This is a genomic window from Nocardia higoensis NBRC 100133 (genome assembly GCF_000308595.1).
GTDB classification, from domain to species: domain Bacteria; phylum Actinomycetota; class Actinomycetes; order Mycobacteriales; family Mycobacteriaceae; genus Nocardia; species Nocardia higoensis.
This window is the reverse complement of the sequence record NZ_BAGA01000034.1, coordinates 23045-37057: the sequence shown is the minus strand read 5'-3', so window position 1 is coordinate 37057 and position 14013 is coordinate 23045. Positions and strand designations below refer to the sequence as shown.

The window sequence follows — 14013 nt, the reverse complement described above, 5'->3', positions numbered from 1 at the left end:
CGCGTCAGCGCGGCCCGAACTGGCGGTCGCCCGCGTCACCGAGACCCGGGACGATGTAGGCGTTCTCGTTGAGCCCGTCGTCGATGGCGGCGGTCAGCAAGCGCACCGGCAACCCGCTGTCCTCCAGCGCGGCGATGCCCTCGGGAGCGGCGACCACGCACACCGCGGTGATGTCGGTGGCTCCGCGGGCGGCGAGCAGTTCCAGGGTGTGGCGCATGGAGCCGCCGGTCGCGAGCATCGGATCGAGCACCAGAACCGGGATGTGAGCGAGGTTGTCGGGCAGCGATTCCAGATAGGGCACCGGCTCGTGGGTGGTCTCGTCGCGGGCGATGCCGACGAATCCGACCCGCGCCTGCGGGATCAGACCCGATGCGGTGTCGACCATTCCGAGTCCGGCCCGCAGCACCGGCACCAGCAGCGGCGGGGTCGCCAGCCGGACGCCGACGGTCCGCGAGACCGGGGTGGTGATCTCGTAGGTGGCCACCGGGGCGTCCCGGAGCGCCTCGTAGATCAGTATTCCGGTGAGGTCGGACAGCGCCGCGCGGAACGCGGCGTCGGTGCTGCGCTCGTCGCGCATCGTCGTCAGCAGGGCGGCGGCCAGCGGGTGATCCACGGTGTGGGTGCGCATGCAAGGAACGATAAGGTCGATCGCGAGCGAAGGCGTGAATCTTTTTCCCGGGGGTGTGGAACCACGCGGCGAGACGGCGCGTCGAAATAGGTGGATGACGTACTCTGCCTGGGAACGAACGGATGGGGGAAGCACTTCATGACCAAGATGTCGGCGGACACCGAGGGCATCGTCGCCTATGGCGCGACCGCCGGTGTCATGGCGGGGGAAATGGCTGGGATCGCAGCGGGGGCCGCGGGCGCCTCGCCCGCCTTGCTCGGTCCGATCATGGGTCTCATCGGTGGCGACTTCATGGCCGCCTATGCCGCGGCGCACGCCGGGCACGTGGCCTCGATCGCCCAGTTGTCGGCGGTGCTGTCGAGCATGGGCGGCGCGGCCGCGGCCTCGGCCACCGTGCTCACCGAGACGGACCTGAACAACGCGGCGGCACTGCGCTCGGCCGATCTGGACGGGTGAGCCGGTGATCGACATCAATGTGCTGGTCAAGCCCTTGCTCGACCTGCTCAGCAGTTTCGGCACGGGCGTGCAGCCCAGCGGCGGCCCCGGCGATTCGCTGGTGTCCACCTCCACCGCGCTCGATCAGTTGCACCAGTTCGGCAAGGCGAGCATCAACCAACTCAACAGCGTGTGGGACGGCCTCGCGGCCGACTCGGCGACCTCGAAGGCGTTGCGGGTGCAGACCTCCGCGGCCACCATCTCCGACCGGGGCACCGAGATGGCCACCGTGGTGAATCAGGCTGCCGCCGAAGTGGAAACGGGTCAGAAGGACCTGAACGCCATCGTGCAGTCCTTCGTGAACACGGCCACCGCGCTCGGTCCGACCGTGGCCACGCCGCAGGGCTTCTCGCTGCTGGTCGGCTCGGCCATCGAGCATCTGAACCAGGGCATCGGCGTGGTCGGCCGGGTGCGCAGCGAACTCGACACCCAGACGGCCGCGATCACCCAGCTGACGCCCGCGCCGTCGAGCCCGGCGGTGGCGAGCCTGCCGGGGGCCGTCACCAGCCAGGCGGGTTCCGGACTGCAGAGCCTGCTCGGCATGGCGGGCCAGGCCGGTTCGCTGGCCACCTCGCTGGCGAGCACGCCACTGAAGCAGGTCGCGCAGACCAGCACCTCCACCACCCCGGCCGCGAGCACGCCGAGCGGCCAGAACACGAACACCTCGAACTCGTCGAGCGCCACCTCCGACGGCGTGAAGATCACCCTGCCCGACGGCAGCGTGGTCGAGGCGCCGAACGAGAAGGCCGCCAAGGCGGTCACCTCGGCGATCAGCGCCACCGGCACCCCCTATGTCTGGGGCGGCAACACTCCCGGCTCCGGCATCGACTGCAGCGGTCTGACCAAGTGGGCCTACGGCGAGGCCGGGGTGGAGCTGCCGCGCCTGGCGCAGGAGCAGCACATCGGCCACCCGCAGGTCTCCCCCGGTGATCTGATGCCCGGCGATCTGGCGGTGTGGGACGGCCACGTCGCGATGGTGGTCGGCAACGGCCAGCTCATCGAGGCGGGCGATCCGGTCTCGATCAGCAATATCCGAACGGAGAACATGGGTATGGAGTTCTACGGCTTCTACAGGCCCACAGAATGAGCGAACAGCAGATTCCGAACGTCACCGTGGCGGTCAGCCAGAACCGGTCGGGCACCATCGCGGTGCGCGCGACCGATCAGGGCATGCCGGTGGAGATCAAGTTCGAGCGCAGCGAATACCGCTACGGCGCGCAGGCACTGGCCAACGAGATCCTGCGGCTCACCCAGCGCTCGGCCATCGCCGCGCGGGCCAAGCGCCGCGAGCTGCTCGCCGAGACGGGCATGCCCGCCGACATCCTCGACAAGCTCGGCCTGCCGACCCGGCAGCAGGCGGTCGACGAGCTCGACCGGATCGACGACGCCGACACCGGACCGACCACCTGGATGAGGCCACTGTGAGCGCGGAGATGGATGCCCTGGTCGCCAACGCGACCGCCAAGCTGGAGGCGCTCGAGGCCGCCCTGTACGGCCTCGGCCAGGTGCGCGGCAGCTTCACCAGCGAGGACGGCGCGGTCGCCGTCGAGATCGACAGCAACGGCGCGCTGGTCGGGCTGCGGCTCTCGGAAGCGGTCACCACGATGGCCCCGGCCGATGTCGGTCAGCTGATCATCTGGGCGTGCCGACAGGCCGCCGAGGACGCCGGTGAACAGCGTTCGAAGGTCGTTGCGGCACTGAACGAGTCGTTCGCCTCGGACACGAACTCGATTTCGGGTCCGCTCGGGGGCGGGCGGGATAGTGCCTGAGCCGGAAGCTCGATAGGCTTCCGCTCATGGCTTCTGGAGACATCGTCCCGATCGAGCTCGGCCTGACCGACGGCGATCTCGTCACTCTGTGGGCACCGCGCTGGCGAGACGGTGACGACGAGTGGATGGCGTTCCTCGGACACGAGGACGACCTCTACGGATTCGAGTCCGTCGCGGAACTGGCGGCCTTCGTCCGCACCGACACCGACAACGATCTGGTCGACCATCCCGCGTGGAAGGTCGTGGTGGGGCTGTCAGCGGTGGAACTGGAGCCGCAGGAACACCACACCTTCGACCTGGTCGGCGTCCCCGAGCTGGCCGCGGGCGACCCGGAGCCGGAAACCGTCGCCGAACTCGAGGACACCCTCGACATGGTGCGCAACCTGGGCGAGGTATGCGAGCTGGAGGCGGTCACCAAATTCTTCAGTTCGCACCCGGTGCTCGGCGCGCTGCCCGGCGGGGTGAGCGCGTTCGTCGGGCGTGACGGCGAGGAACTCTGGGATCAGATCGGCGCCGCGATCGCCAAGGACTGGGACGGCGTGCTCGACGCGATCGACTCGGTGGTGAGCACTCCCGACGTGGATGCCACGGCGGTGTCCGTGGCGGAGGCCGAGCTGCTGGCCGCCGAGGAGAACGTCGTCGACGCCGACGACGTCGCCGACAGCGAGGAAGAGTCCGAGTTCGAACCGGTCGACCTCGACGCGGCCGACGAGGAGGACGAGGACGAGGACGACTCGTTCTGGCACGAGGTCGGCATCGACCCGATCAAGATCATCACCTCCGAGGGCAGCCACTTCACGCTGCGCTGCTACCTCGACGACGAGCCGATCTTCCTCGGCAACGACGGCGCGATCCTGACCTTCGCCTCCGAGCGCGCGCTGGCCCGTTACCTCGCCGACGACCACGAGCACGATCTGGCCAGGGTCAGCACCTTCGGCGAGGTGCAGACGGCCGCCATCGACGGCTCGCTCGAGGTCGAGGTCACCGACGAGAACGTCTACGTGCTGCCCGGCCTGGCCGACGACCTGGCCGCGGGCCCGGACGCCGTGGACATCGACCAGCTCGACCTCGCCGTCGAGTTGTTCACCGACGCCGCCGACTACGCCGACGACGACGTGGTCGAGGTGGCGCTGGCCAAGTCCACCCCACTGGGCTGGTATGTCTCCTACCTGCTCAACCCGGACCCGACCCGGCTGGCCCCGAACCCGCCGTTCAACGCCGAGGCGCAGGCCTGGCGGGAGCTCGAGCGCGCGTTCGAGGCCCGCTTGACCTCGGAATAGGTCCTGATCAGCCGATCAGGACCGCATAACCCGGCTTGATGATGTCGTCGATGATGCGCAGGCGTTCCGGGAACGGGATGAACGCCGACTTCATGGCGTTGATGGTGAACCGCTCGAGATCGCTCCAGCCGTAGCCGAAGGTCTGCGACAGCTCCAGCATCTCCTTGCTCATGCTGGTGTCGCTCATCAGCCGGTTGTCGGTGTTGACCGTGACCCGGAAACGCAGCCGGGCCAGCAGGTCGAAGGGATGCTTGTCGAGCGAGGGCACCGCGCCGGTCTGCACATTCGACGACGGGCACAGTTCCAGCGGGATGCGCTTGTCGCGCACATAAGAGGCCAGCCTGCCGAGCTCGGCCTCGGCGATGTCGCCGCCGGGCACCCGGATGTCGTCGATGATGCGCACCCCGTGCCCGAGCCGGTCGCAGCCGCAGTAGGCCAGCGCCTCGTGGATCGACGGCAGCCCGAACGCCTCGCCCGCGTGGATGGTGAAGTGGGCGTTGCTGGCGCGCATGTATTCGAAGGCGTCCAGGTGCCGGGTGGGCGGGAAACCGGCCTCGGCGCCCGCGATGTCGAAGCCGCCGACGCCGCGGTCACGCCAGCGCACGGTCAACTCGGCGATCTCGCGCGAGCGCGCCGCGTGCCGCATGGCGGTCAGCAGACAGATCACCACGATCGGCTGCCCGGCCGCGGCGGCCTCGGCCTCGCCCTCCCGAAATCCGGCCAGGGTGTGCTCGACCACCTCGTCGAGACTCAGGCCGCGTTCGAGGTGTTGTTCCGGGGCGAAGCGGACCTCGGCGTAGACGACGCTGTCGTCGGCCAGATCCAGGACGCACTCGCGGGCGACCCGGCGCAGGCCCTCGGGCGTCTGCATGACGGCGACGGTATGGGCGAAGGTTTCCAGATAGCGCTCCAGCGAGCCGGAGTCGGCGGCTTCCCGGAACCAGGCCGCCAGATCGGCTTCGTTGTCGGCCGGTAGCTCGTCGTAACCGCACTCGGCGGCGAGTTCCAGCACCGTGGCGGGCCGCAGGCCACCGTCGAGGTGATCGTGCAGCAAGGCCTTGGGAGCTCGGCGGATCGAAGCGAGGGTCGGTGGCGTCGGTCCTGTCATAGCAATACGTTAGCCGCGGTCCCCCGTTTCGGCAGCGGACCGCGCAGGTGACACCGGGAGGTCACCCGGGCGACCGGTTCCGTCCATCTCACCGATCCCCTCGCACCCGCCGGCGCGGCTGTCCCGACACGCGGTGAGCGACCGCAGCGCAGGCATGTTGCGTCGCCGCGCAGGTCACACGGTCATCGGCCGGCTACCGTGCCCGGCAGCGCATGCGAGCAACCCGCGCCGAAACCCCGCAACGCACACAGCGCGCCGAGCCCCGGCGGCACACGCACGCAGCACGCCGAAACCCCGCAACGCACGCACGCAGCACGCCGAAGCCCGGCGGCACACGCGACCAACCCGCGCCGATGCACGGCAGCGGCCACCCGCACCGGCATCGCGGGAGCCGCGGGCCGGAATCGGCTGCTCGAGCCCGTGACCGAGGGTCTGGTGCGGCGCGGGCCGTCAGCCGATGCGATCGAGGATGAGCGGTGCCGCGGGGGGCGCCTGGTCACCGATCTCCGTCGCCTCGGCCAGGGCCGACGCGGCGCCGGCGAAGGCGTGCGGCGTGTCGGTGTGCATGGTGACCAGCGGATCCCCGGCGCGCACCATGTCGCCGGGCTTGGCGTGCAACTCGACACCGGCGCCGTACTGCACCGGGTCGCCCTGCCTGGCCCGGCCCGCGCCGAGCCGCCAGGCGGCCACTCCCACGCCGAGCGCGTCCAGCCGGGTGAGCACGCCGTCGCGATCGGCGCGCAGCGTCTCGGTGTGGGCGGCGCGCGGCAACGGCGCGTCGGGGTCGCCGCCCTGCGCGCGCACCATGGCGCGCCAGTGGTCCATGGCCCGGCCGGAGGCGAGCGCCTCGGCCGGATCGACGTCCAGGCCGGCCAGCGCGATCATCTCGGTGGCCAGGGCCAGCGTCAGCTCCACCACGTCGGCGGGTCCGCCGCCCGCCAGCACCTCCACCGACTCGGCCACCTCCAGGGCGTTGCCCGCGGTGCGGCCGAGCGGGATGTCCATGGCGGTCAGCAGGGCGACCGTGCGTACCCCGGCGTCGGCGCCGAGCTCGACCATGGTGGTGGCCAGTTCGGTGGCGCCGGCCCGGTCCTTCATGAAGGCGCCCGTGCCCACCTTCACATCCAGCACCAGCGCGGCGGTGCCCTCGGCGATCTTCTTGCTCATGATCGAACTGGCGATCAGCGGGATCGATTCGACGGTGCCGGTCACGTCACGCAGCGCGTAGAGGCGCCTGTCGGCCGGAGCGAGGTCGGCGCCCGCCGCGCACACCGCCGCGCCGATCGCCGGGTCGGCGAGGATCTCGCGCAGCCTTGCGGGCCCGAGGTCGGCGCGCCAGCCCGGGATCGACTCCAGCTTGTCCAGCGTGCCGCCGGTGTGACCGAGGCCGCGCCCGGACAGTTGCGGTATCGCCGCGCCGCAGGCGGCGACCAGCGGCGCGAGCGGGAGGGTGATCTTGTCGCCGACACCGCCGGTGGAGTGCTTGTCCACCGTCGGGCGGGGCAGATCGGTGAAGTCCAGTCGCTGTCCGGAGGCGATCATGGCCGCGGTCCAGCGCGCGGTCTCGGCCCTGGTCATCCCCCGCCACACGATGGCCATCGCCAGCGCGGCCATCTGCTCGTCGGAGACCTCGCCGCGGGTGAACGCATCGATCACCCAGTCGATCCGCTCGTCGGACAGCTGCCCGCCGTCGCGTTTGGTCGTGATGATCGAAACCGCGTCCAATGCCGTCACGCGCGCCAGTCTGGCATGCGCGATCCGAGCGCGCTCAGGACTGCCCGGCCGCCAGATCGTCGGGCCCGAACGCGTCGGGCAGCAGTTGGCGCAGCGGGCGCGGGCCGTCGCGGTGGTCGATCAGCAACTCGGCGCCGCCGTGTTCCAGCAACACCTGGCGGCAGCGGCCGCAGGGGGTCAGAATTTCGCCCCGGGAATCGCACACGGAGACCGCCACCAAGCGTCCGCCGCCGGTCACGATAAAGTTACCGACGAGTACACATTCGGCACACAGGCCCAGTCCGTATGAGACATTTTCCACATTGCATCCGCTCACAATTCGGCCGTCGCCGCTGAGAGCGGCAGCGCCGACCGGAAACCGCGAGTACGGCGAATAGGCTCGTCGCATTGCGTGAACAGCATTGTCGCGCAATACATTCCAGTCGATTTCGGGCATGACCGACCTCCGCTCGAACGGGTCGCGGCCACGCGCGCGCATGGCGAAGCGCGTCCCGTTTCGTGGCAACGAAGGTAAACCTAACCCACCGGCTCGCCAGGTAACGCACGGCACGCCGAATTAGTTCCGGGAAACGGAGAGGATTAGAGTCCGAGATAGATCGGTTCAGGTTCCCGACAGCGGGCACGTGCTAGAGGAGCAAGGCACAGCCACCTGGGGATTTCGCCCCATCAAGCGCGGTCGGCACCGGGCCTGCAACCGGGTCCATCGACGACGTTGGAGGCAGCGCACTCTATGACCACGATCGAAGCTCCGGCTCAGCCGAAGCGGAAGACGCTCTATCGAGGCGACCCCGGAATGTGGTCCTGGGCGCTGCACCGGATCACCGGTGTCACGATCTTCTTCTTCCTCTTCGTACACGTGCTGGACACCGCCCTGGTCCGGGTCAGCCCGCAGACGTACAACGAGGCGATCGAGACCTACAAGAGCCCACTCGTCGCTCTGATGGAGATGGGCCTGGTCGTCTGCGTGCTGTTCCACGCACTCAACGGCGTCCGCGTGATCCTCGTCGACTTCTGGTCCCAGGGCCCGCGCTTCCAGCGCCAGATGCTCTGGATCGTGCTGACGATCTGGATCCTGGTCTCGGCCGCCGGCGTCGGCCGCCAGTTCTTCTACCTGCTGACGGAGCACTGATCACGATGAGCGCACCTGTTCTCGGCAAGTCCTACGACCGGCCTGCCAGCCTCGATCTGCCGCGCTCGCCGCGTGCCCGCTCGAAGAACAACTTCGAGAAGTACGCGTGGCTGTTCATGCGTTTCTCCGGCCTGCTGCTGATCGTGCTGGTCCTCGGCCACATGTTCATCATGCTGATGATGGACGGCGGCGTGAAGCGGCTGAACTTCGCGTTCGTGGCCGGCCGCTGGGCGTCCCCGTTCTGGCAGATCTGGGATCTGACCATGCTCTGGCTGGCCCAGCTGCACGGCGGCAACGGCCTGCGCACCGTGATCGACGACTACTCCCGCAAGGACTCGACCCGCTTCTGGCTCAAGACCCTGCTGGCCGTATCGATGATCCTGGTCATGGGCGTCGGCACGTACGTCATCTTCACCTTCGACCCCAACATCAGTTAGGAACAGGCCACCTCGCATGAGTGAGTCCAGCGAACGTAACAGCGGCGCCGTCGCAGCCCGTCCTGTTCAGGAGCATCGCTACGACGTCGTCATCGTCGGTGCCGGCGGCGCGGGTATGCGCGCGGCCATCGAGGCGGGCCCCCGCGTCCGGACGGCCGTGCTGACCAAGCTGTACCCGACCCGTAGCCACACCGGCGCGGCCCAGGGCGGCATGTGCGCCGCGCTGGCCAACGTGGAAGAGGACAACTGGGAGTGGCACACCTTCGACACCGTCAAGGGTGGTGACTACATCGTCGACCAGGACGCCGCGGAGATCATGGCCAAGGAGGCCATCGACGCGGTGCTCGACCTGGAGAAGATGGGTCTGCCGTTCAACCGGACCCCCGAAGGCAAGATCGACCAGCGTCGCTTCGGCGGCCACACCCGCGACCACGGCAAGGCCCCCGTGCGCCGCGCCTGCTACGCCGCCGACCGCACCGGTCACATGATCCTGCAGACGCTGTACCAGAACTGCGTCAAGCACGACGTGGAGTTCTACAACGAGTTCTACGTGCTCGACCTGGTGCTCACCGAGACCGAGCGCGGTCCGGTCGCCACCGGCGTGGTCGCCTACGAGCTGGCCACCGGCGAGCTGCACATCTTCCACGCCAAGTCGATCGTGTTCGCCACCGGTGGTTCGGGTCGCATGTACAAGACCACCTCGAACGCGCACACGCTGACCGGCGACGGCATGGCGATCGTGTTCCGCAAGGGCCTGCCGCTCGAGGACATGGAGTTCCACCAGTTCCATCCCACGGGCCTGGCCGGCCTGGGCATCCTCATCTCCGAGGCGGTCCGCGGCGAGGGCGGCATCCTGCGCAACGCCGACGGCGAGCGCTTCATGGAGCGCTACGCCCCCACCATCAAGGACCTCGCGCCCCGCGACATCGTCGCCCGCTCGATGGTGCTCGAGGTGCTCGAAGGCCGCGGCGCCGGACCGAACAAGGACTACGTCTACATCGACGTGACCCACCTCGGCGAGGACGTGCTCGAGGAGAAGCTGCCCGACATCACCGAGTTCTCCCGCACCTACCTGGGCGTGGACCCGGTGAAGGAACTGGTGCCGGTGTTCCCGACCTGTCACTACGTGATGGGTGGCATCCCGACCCGGATCCGCGGCGAGGTGCTGCGCAACAACACCGATATCGTGCCCGGCCTCTACGCCGCGGGCGAATGCGCCTGCGTCTCGGTGCACGGCGCGAACCGCCTGGGCACCAACTCGCTGCTCGACATCAACGTCTTCGGCCGTCGCGCGGGCATCGCCGCCGCCGAGTACGCCGAGCGCAGCGAGTTCGTCGACATGCCGGAGAACCCGGCGCAGATGGTGCAGGACTGGCTGTCGCTGATCCTGTCCGACCACGGCAACGAGCGGGTGGCCGACATCCGCACCGAGCTGCAGAAGTCGATGGACAACAACGCCTCGGTGTTCCGCACCGAGGACACCCTCAAGCAGGCCCTCACCGACATCCACGAGCTCAAGGAGCGTTACGCGCGGATCACGGTGCAGGACAAGGGCAAGCGCTACAACAGCGACCTGCTCGAGGCCGTCGAGCTGGGCTTCCTGCTCGAGCTGGCCGAGGTCACCGTCGTCGGCGCGCTCAACCGCAAGGAATCGCGCGGCGGCCACGCCCGCGAGGACTACCCGGACCGCGACGACGTGAACTTCATGCGGCACACCATGGCCTACAAGGAGGGCACGGATCTGCTGTCCGACATCCGGCTCGACTTCAAGCCGGTGGTGCAGACCCGCTACGAGCCGATGGAGCGTAAGTACTGATGACTGCCGTACTCGAGAAGACCACTCCGTCGAATCCGGCCCCGGTGCCGGAGGGCTCGGTGATGATCACGGTCAAGGTGGCGCGGTTCAACCCCGAAGACGACAAGGGCGCGCACTGGGAGTCCTTCCAGGTGCCGGTCCTGCCGACCGACCGCTTCCTGAACGTGCTCATCTACATCAAGTCCTACCTGGACGGCACGCTCACCTTCCGGCGCTCCTGCGCCCACGGTGTCTGCGGTTCCGACGCCATGCGGATCAACGGTGTCAACCGGCTGGCCTGCAAGGTGCTCATGAAGGACATGCTGCCCAAGGACGGCAAGGCCATCACCGTCTCCGTCGAGCCGATCCGCGGCCTGCCCGTGGAGAAGGACCTCGTGGTGGACATGGAGCCGTTCTTCGACGCGTTCCGCGCGGTGAAGCCCTACCTCATCGCGACCGGCAACGAGCCGACCCGTGAGCGCATCCAGAGCCAGGCCGACCGCGCCCGGTTCGACGACACCACCAAGTGCATCCTGTGCGCCTGCTGCACCACCTCCTGCCCCGTGTACTGGAGCGACGGCAGCTACTTCGGCCCGGCCGCGATCGTGAACGCGCACCGCTTCATCTTCGACAGCCGTGACGAGGGCGCCCGCGAGCGCCTGGACATCCTCAACGATGTCGAGGGCGTGTGGCGCTGCCGCACCACCTTCAACTGCACCGACGCCTGCCCTCGCGGTATCGAGGTCACCAAGGCGATCCAGGAGGTCAAGCGGGCCCTGCTGTTCACCCGCTGATCATCGCTCTGGGCGAAGGCCGCTCGTGTCGACGGACACGGGCGGCCTTCGTCGTTTCCGCACCGGGGCCGTACCGTCGCGCCACCGGCCGGTGCCGTCACACGACCCGCCCGCACTGTCAGGCCGCCGGGGACCGCCACCGTCATGTAACCGGCCGGCCCCACTGTGGCGTCACCGGGGCGCACTGTCGGCCTGTCGGCTCGAGCCGACGAGGAACGCCCAGCGCCGGGTGCCGGGCCGACTCGGCGACCAGATCGGGCAGGACCACCGGCCGTCGGGTCGCGAGGGTCCTGACCGGCGCGGGCGCCACCGTCCGGCTCGCCAACCCGACATCCACGCGGGGACGACCCGCGACACCTGCGTTTCGATTGGGCGGACCCGTCCACCCATCGCCGTGCCGTCGACGGAGCCGCCGCGATCTACCTCGTCGCGCGGGCCGAGGCGGCGAAGTCCACGACACGGTCGCCCGTATCACCGGCGGGCCGCCCCGTGACTTCGCGGATTCCGTGGCGGCCGAGTTCGGTTGAGAGCCAGGGTCCCGGCAGGCCCCGGGGTCCGCCCGCACGACAACTCTCAGTCCTCGCCGACGGACAGCGCCGCGGCGCGGGCCCAGCGATCACCGGCGAGGACCACGTGGTCGAGAAACCGCAGCCCCACGGTCTCCGCGGCGGCGCGCAGCAGGGTGGTGGCGCGGCGGTCGTCGACGCTGGGATGGGGATCGCCGGAGGGGTGGTTGTGCACGACGGCGAAACACCTGCCGTCGTGGCGCAGGACGGTGTTGAGGATCTCCCGTACCGGGACGGCCACCCGGTCGATCGCGCCCTCGGCGACGAACACGGTGCGGCGCAGCCGGTGCTGGGCGTCGCAGATCAGCACCAGCATGCGTTCCACCCGGGCGCCGGCGAACAGCGGGGCGGCGACCCGGGCCAGATCTTCGGCGCCGACCAGGCGCGGGGCCCGATCCGGATCGGCTCGGGCCCGGCTGGCGAGCTGGAAGGCCGCGACGAGGGCCGCCGCCTTGGCCGAGCCGACGCCGACCCGGCCGGCGAGTTCCTCGGGCCGAGCCGACGCCAGACCGGCGACCCCGCCGTGGTCGGCGAGCAGTTCGGCGGCCAGTTCCAGCGCGCTCGCCCCGCGTCGGCCCTGCCCGAGCAGCAGTGCGAGCAGTTCGCCGTCGCTGAGCGCCTGCGGCCCGAGCGCGAACAGTCGTTCCCTCGGCCGCTGCGCACTGGGCATCCGCGAGATCGGTACCGACATCCCAACCCCCTGTCGCACACGATGATTCGCCGATCATGCCAGCACCCACCGACACCGGCCGTGCGCACTCGGCGGCACGATCCCCGCACGGACCGGCCGCCCGCGCCGCTCCCCCGGCCGGTGCGCGGCGGCGCTTCGCCCGAGGCTGGCCGGTGGTGAGGGCCCTCGTCGTGCCGCACCGCCCTGCGCCCCCGTTCCCCGTAGCCCCCGCTCGACGCCGGCGGCCGGTGGCGCCGGGTTCCACACGGCCGTGACCGCTAGGCTCAGTGGCGATGAGATCTCGCTCCTCGGTCCTCGGACGCGCCGTGTGCACCGCCGTCGTCACGGCCGCGCTCGGCCTGACGGCCGCCCCGGTCACCGCCGAACCGGCGGCGGCCCAACCGTCGGGCACCTCCCAGCCGGTGACCAGCACATCCGCGCCGTTCACCACCCCCGACACCGCGACCTGCCCGCAGAAGAACCTCCCGCCCCCGGCGATCGACGCCTCCGAGGTGCCCGCGCCGGGCGATCCCACACCCGCGCCCCTGCCGGTGCCGGTGCCCGCGCTCGGCGGCGAGCGGATGAGCGAGTGCGGCGTCGTGCTGCCCGACGGAGCGCCCGCCCCGCCCGCCGACATCTCCGCGACCGCCTGGCTGGTCAGCGACCTCGACACCGGCGCGGTGCTCGCGGCCAAGGATCCGCACGGCCGCTACCGGCCGGCCAGCACCATCAAAGTCCTGCTGGCCATCGTCGCGCTGCGCACCCTCGACATGGACCGGGTGATGTACGGCACCCGGGAGGCCGCGGACGTGGAGGGCTCGCGGGTCGGCATCGGCCCGGGCGGGCGCTACACCAACCGTCAGCTGATGGAGGGGCTGATCATGGTCTCCGGCAACGACGCCGCGCACATGATCGCCGCCCAGCTCGGCGGCGACGAGGCGGCGGTGGCGAAGATGAACGAGCTCGCGAAGTCGTTGTCCGCCTTCGACACTCGCACCGCCACCCCCTCCGGCCTGGACGGCCCGGGTATGTCGACCTCGGCCTACGACCTGTCGGCACTGTGGCGCGAGGCCATGTCCATTCCGCTGTTCGCCGAGCTGATCGGCACCGAGCAGGTCGAGTTCCCCGGTTATCCGGCGGATCCGGCGATCCCGGACGACACCGACCACCCCGGCTTCCCCATCGGCAACGACAACGCGCTGCTGTACAACTACCCGGGCGCGCTCGGCGGCAAGACCGGCTTCACCGACGACGCCCGCCAGACCTTCGTCGCCGCGGCCGAACGCGGCGGCCGCCGCCTCGCCGTCACCCTGCTGAAGGCCGACGTGCTGCCGATCCGGCCCTGGGAGCAGGCGGCGCGGCTGCTCGACTACGGATTCGCGCTCCCCGAGGACGCGGCGGTCGGCGCCCTGCCCGGCGCCGAGAGCCACCTCGACGGACCGACCGTCGTACCCGCGGCCCCGCCGCTGGACGGGGATCTGGCCGCACCGCATACGGTCTCGCACGCCGACACCCGAGCGCTGCTGGTGATCGTCGGCAGCGTCGCCGTGGTCGTGCTGCTGCTCGGCGCGTTCCGGATCAATCGCCGCCGCCCCTGACAGGTTTCGC

15 protein-coding genes are annotated in these 14013 nt (G+C 69.9%); 10 read left to right on the top strand and 5 right to left on the bottom strand.

The window, feature by feature from the left end; all coding sequences use genetic code 11:
• Positions 1 to 4: 4 nt before the first annotated feature.
• Complete coding sequence (gene upp, locus ON26_RS04440; RefSeq protein ID WP_040794673.1) at positions 5 to 628, bottom strand: uracil phosphoribosyltransferase; 624 nt, start codon at positions 626 to 628, stop codon at positions 5 to 7.
• Between the two features lie 138 nt (positions 629 to 766).
• Between upp and ON26_RS04435 the strand changes: the two genes are divergently transcribed.
• The 5 genes from ON26_RS04435 to ON26_RS04415 are packed head-to-tail and all read left to right on the top strand — an operon-like array spanning position 767 to position 4172.
• The gene (locus ON26_RS04435; protein WP_040794672.1) at positions 767 to 1084 is read left to right on the top strand and encodes a hypothetical protein; all 318 of its coding nucleotides are present in this window, start codon (positions 767 to 769) and stop codon (positions 1082 to 1084) included.
• Positions 1085 to 1088: 4 nt separating this feature from the next.
• On the top strand, positions 1089 to 2210 hold the full coding sequence (locus tag ON26_RS04430) for an NlpC/P60 family protein (protein WP_040794671.1): 1122 nt from the start codon (positions 1089 to 1091) through the stop codon (positions 2208 to 2210).
• The gene (locus ON26_RS04425; protein ID WP_051026675.1) at positions 2207 to 2548 is read left to right on the top strand and encodes a hypothetical protein; all 342 of its coding nucleotides are present in this window, start codon (positions 2207 to 2209) and stop codon (positions 2546 to 2548) included. The genes ON26_RS04430 and ON26_RS04425 overlap by 4 nt, the downstream gene beginning before the upstream one ends.
• Complete coding sequence (locus ON26_RS04420) at positions 2545 to 2892, top strand: YbaB/EbfC family nucleoid-associated protein (RefSeq protein ID WP_040794670.1); 348 nt, start codon at positions 2545 to 2547, stop codon at positions 2890 to 2892. Before ON26_RS04425 ends, ON26_RS04420 begins: the two co-directional genes overlap by 4 nt.
• 26 nt (positions 2893 to 2918) lie before the next feature.
• Entirely contained in the window at positions 2919 to 4172 is a 1254-nt protein-coding gene (locus tag ON26_RS04415; RefSeq protein WP_040794669.1) for a SatS C-terminal domain-containing protein, read from the top strand.
• A gap of 7 nt (positions 4173 to 4179) precedes the next feature.
• Here ON26_RS04415 and ON26_RS04410 read toward each other — a convergent pair whose 3' ends face one another.
• The 3 genes from ON26_RS04410 to ON26_RS04400 form a co-directional block, all read right to left on the bottom strand.
• Positions 4180 to 5280: an adenosine deaminase gene (locus ON26_RS04410; protein ID WP_040794668.1), complete on the bottom strand. Its 1101-nt coding sequence runs from the start codon at positions 5278 to 5280 to the stop codon at positions 4180 to 4182.
• 450 nt (positions 5281 to 5730) lie between these two features.
• Positions 5731 to 7014 carry a thymidine phosphorylase gene (locus ON26_RS04405; RefSeq protein ID WP_051026673.1) on the bottom strand — a complete coding sequence of 428 codons (1284 nt, stop codon included), beginning with the start codon at positions 7012 to 7014 and terminating at the stop codon, positions 5731 to 5733.
• Positions 7015 to 7048: 34 nt separating this feature from the next.
• Complete coding sequence (locus tag ON26_RS04400) at positions 7049 to 7450, bottom strand: cytidine deaminase (RefSeq protein ID WP_040794695.1); 402 nt, start codon at positions 7448 to 7450, stop codon at positions 7049 to 7051.
• 294 nt (positions 7451 to 7744) lie between these two features.
• On the opposite strand from ON26_RS04400, the gene sdhC reads away from it, so the two are divergent.
• Genes sdhC through ON26_RS04380 form a run of 4 tightly spaced genes read left to right on the top strand, consistent with a single transcriptional unit; the run spans position 7745 to position 11169 of the window.
• On the top strand, positions 7745 to 8143 hold the full coding sequence (sdhC, locus tag ON26_RS04395) for a succinate dehydrogenase, cytochrome b556 subunit (RefSeq protein WP_051026670.1): 399 nt from the start codon (positions 7745 to 7747) through the stop codon (positions 8141 to 8143).
• Positions 8144 to 8148: 5 nt separating this feature from the next.
• Positions 8149 to 8580: a succinate dehydrogenase hydrophobic membrane anchor subunit gene (locus ON26_RS04390; RefSeq protein WP_040794666.1), complete on the top strand. Its 432-nt coding sequence runs from the start codon at positions 8149 to 8151 to the stop codon at positions 8578 to 8580.
• A 16-nt stretch (positions 8581 to 8596) separates the two neighbouring features.
• Positions 8597 to 10396, top strand: a complete 1800-nt coding sequence (gene sdhA / locus ON26_RS04385) for a succinate dehydrogenase flavoprotein subunit (RefSeq protein ID WP_051026668.1) — start codon at positions 8597 to 8599, stop codon at positions 10394 to 10396.
• Positions 10396 to 11169, top strand: coding sequence for a succinate dehydrogenase iron-sulfur subunit (locus tag ON26_RS04380; protein WP_040794665.1), 774 nt, complete (start codon positions 10396 to 10398; stop codon positions 11167 to 11169). Before sdhA ends, ON26_RS04380 begins: the two co-directional genes overlap by 1 nt.
• Positions 11170 to 11742: 573 nt before the next feature.
• Here the strand turns inward: ON26_RS04380 and ON26_RS04375 are convergent.
• On the bottom strand, positions 11743 to 12405 hold the full coding sequence (locus ON26_RS04375) for a JAB domain-containing protein (protein WP_051026685.1): 663 nt from the start codon (positions 12403 to 12405) through the stop codon (positions 11743 to 11745).
• Between the two features lie 293 nt (positions 12406 to 12698).
• Here ON26_RS04375 and ON26_RS04370 point away from each other — a divergent pair, with 293 nt between their 5' ends.
• Positions 12699 to 14003, top strand: a complete 1305-nt coding sequence (locus ON26_RS04370) for a D-alanyl-D-alanine carboxypeptidase family protein (RefSeq protein WP_083883723.1) — start codon at positions 12699 to 12701, stop codon at positions 14001 to 14003.
• Positions 14004 to 14013: the final 10 nt, after the last annotated feature.

What these genes read in the sequence shown, in the direction of transcription:
- upp (WP_040794673.1), bottom strand. Translation starts at nt 628, where the DNA reads ATGCGCACCCACACCGTGGATCACCCGCTGGCCGCCGCCCTGCTGACG.
- ON26_RS04415 (WP_040794669.1), top strand. Translation starts at nt 2,919, where the DNA reads ATGGCTTCTGGAGACATCGTCCCGATCGAGCTCGGCCTGACCGACGGC.
- ON26_RS04435 (WP_040794672.1), top strand. Translation starts at nt 767, where the DNA reads ATGACCAAGATGTCGGCGGACACCGAGGGCATCGTCGCCTATGGCGCG.
- ON26_RS04390 (WP_040794666.1), top strand. Translation starts at nt 8,149, where the DNA reads ATGAGCGCACCTGTTCTCGGCAAGTCCTACGACCGGCCTGCCAGCCTC.
- ON26_RS04375 (WP_051026685.1), bottom strand. Translation starts at nt 12,405, where the DNA reads ATGCCCAGTGCGCAGCGGCCGAGGGAACGACTGTTCGCGCTCGGGCCG.
- sdhC (WP_051026670.1), top strand. Translation starts at nt 7,745, where the DNA reads ATGACCACGATCGAAGCTCCGGCTCAGCCGAAGCGGAAGACGCTCTAT.
- ON26_RS04370 (WP_083883723.1), top strand. Translation starts at nt 12,699, where the DNA reads ATGAGATCTCGCTCCTCGGTCCTCGGACGCGCCGTGTGCACCGCCGTC.
- ON26_RS04410 (WP_040794668.1), bottom strand. Translation starts at nt 5,280, where the DNA reads ATGACAGGACCGACGCCACCGACCCTCGCTTCGATCCGCCGAGCTCCC.
- ON26_RS04400 (WP_040794695.1), bottom strand. Translation starts at nt 7,450, where the DNA reads ATGCCCGAAATCGACTGGAATGTATTGCGCGACAATGCTGTTCACGCA.
- ON26_RS04380 (WP_040794665.1), top strand. Translation starts at nt 10,396, where the DNA reads ATGACTGCCGTACTCGAGAAGACCACTCCGTCGAATCCGGCCCCGGTG.
- sdhA (WP_051026668.1), top strand. Translation starts at nt 8,597, where the DNA reads ATGAGTGAGTCCAGCGAACGTAACAGCGGCGCCGTCGCAGCCCGTCCT.
- ON26_RS04425 (WP_051026675.1), top strand. Translation starts at nt 2,207, where the DNA reads ATGAGCGAACAGCAGATTCCGAACGTCACCGTGGCGGTCAGCCAGAAC.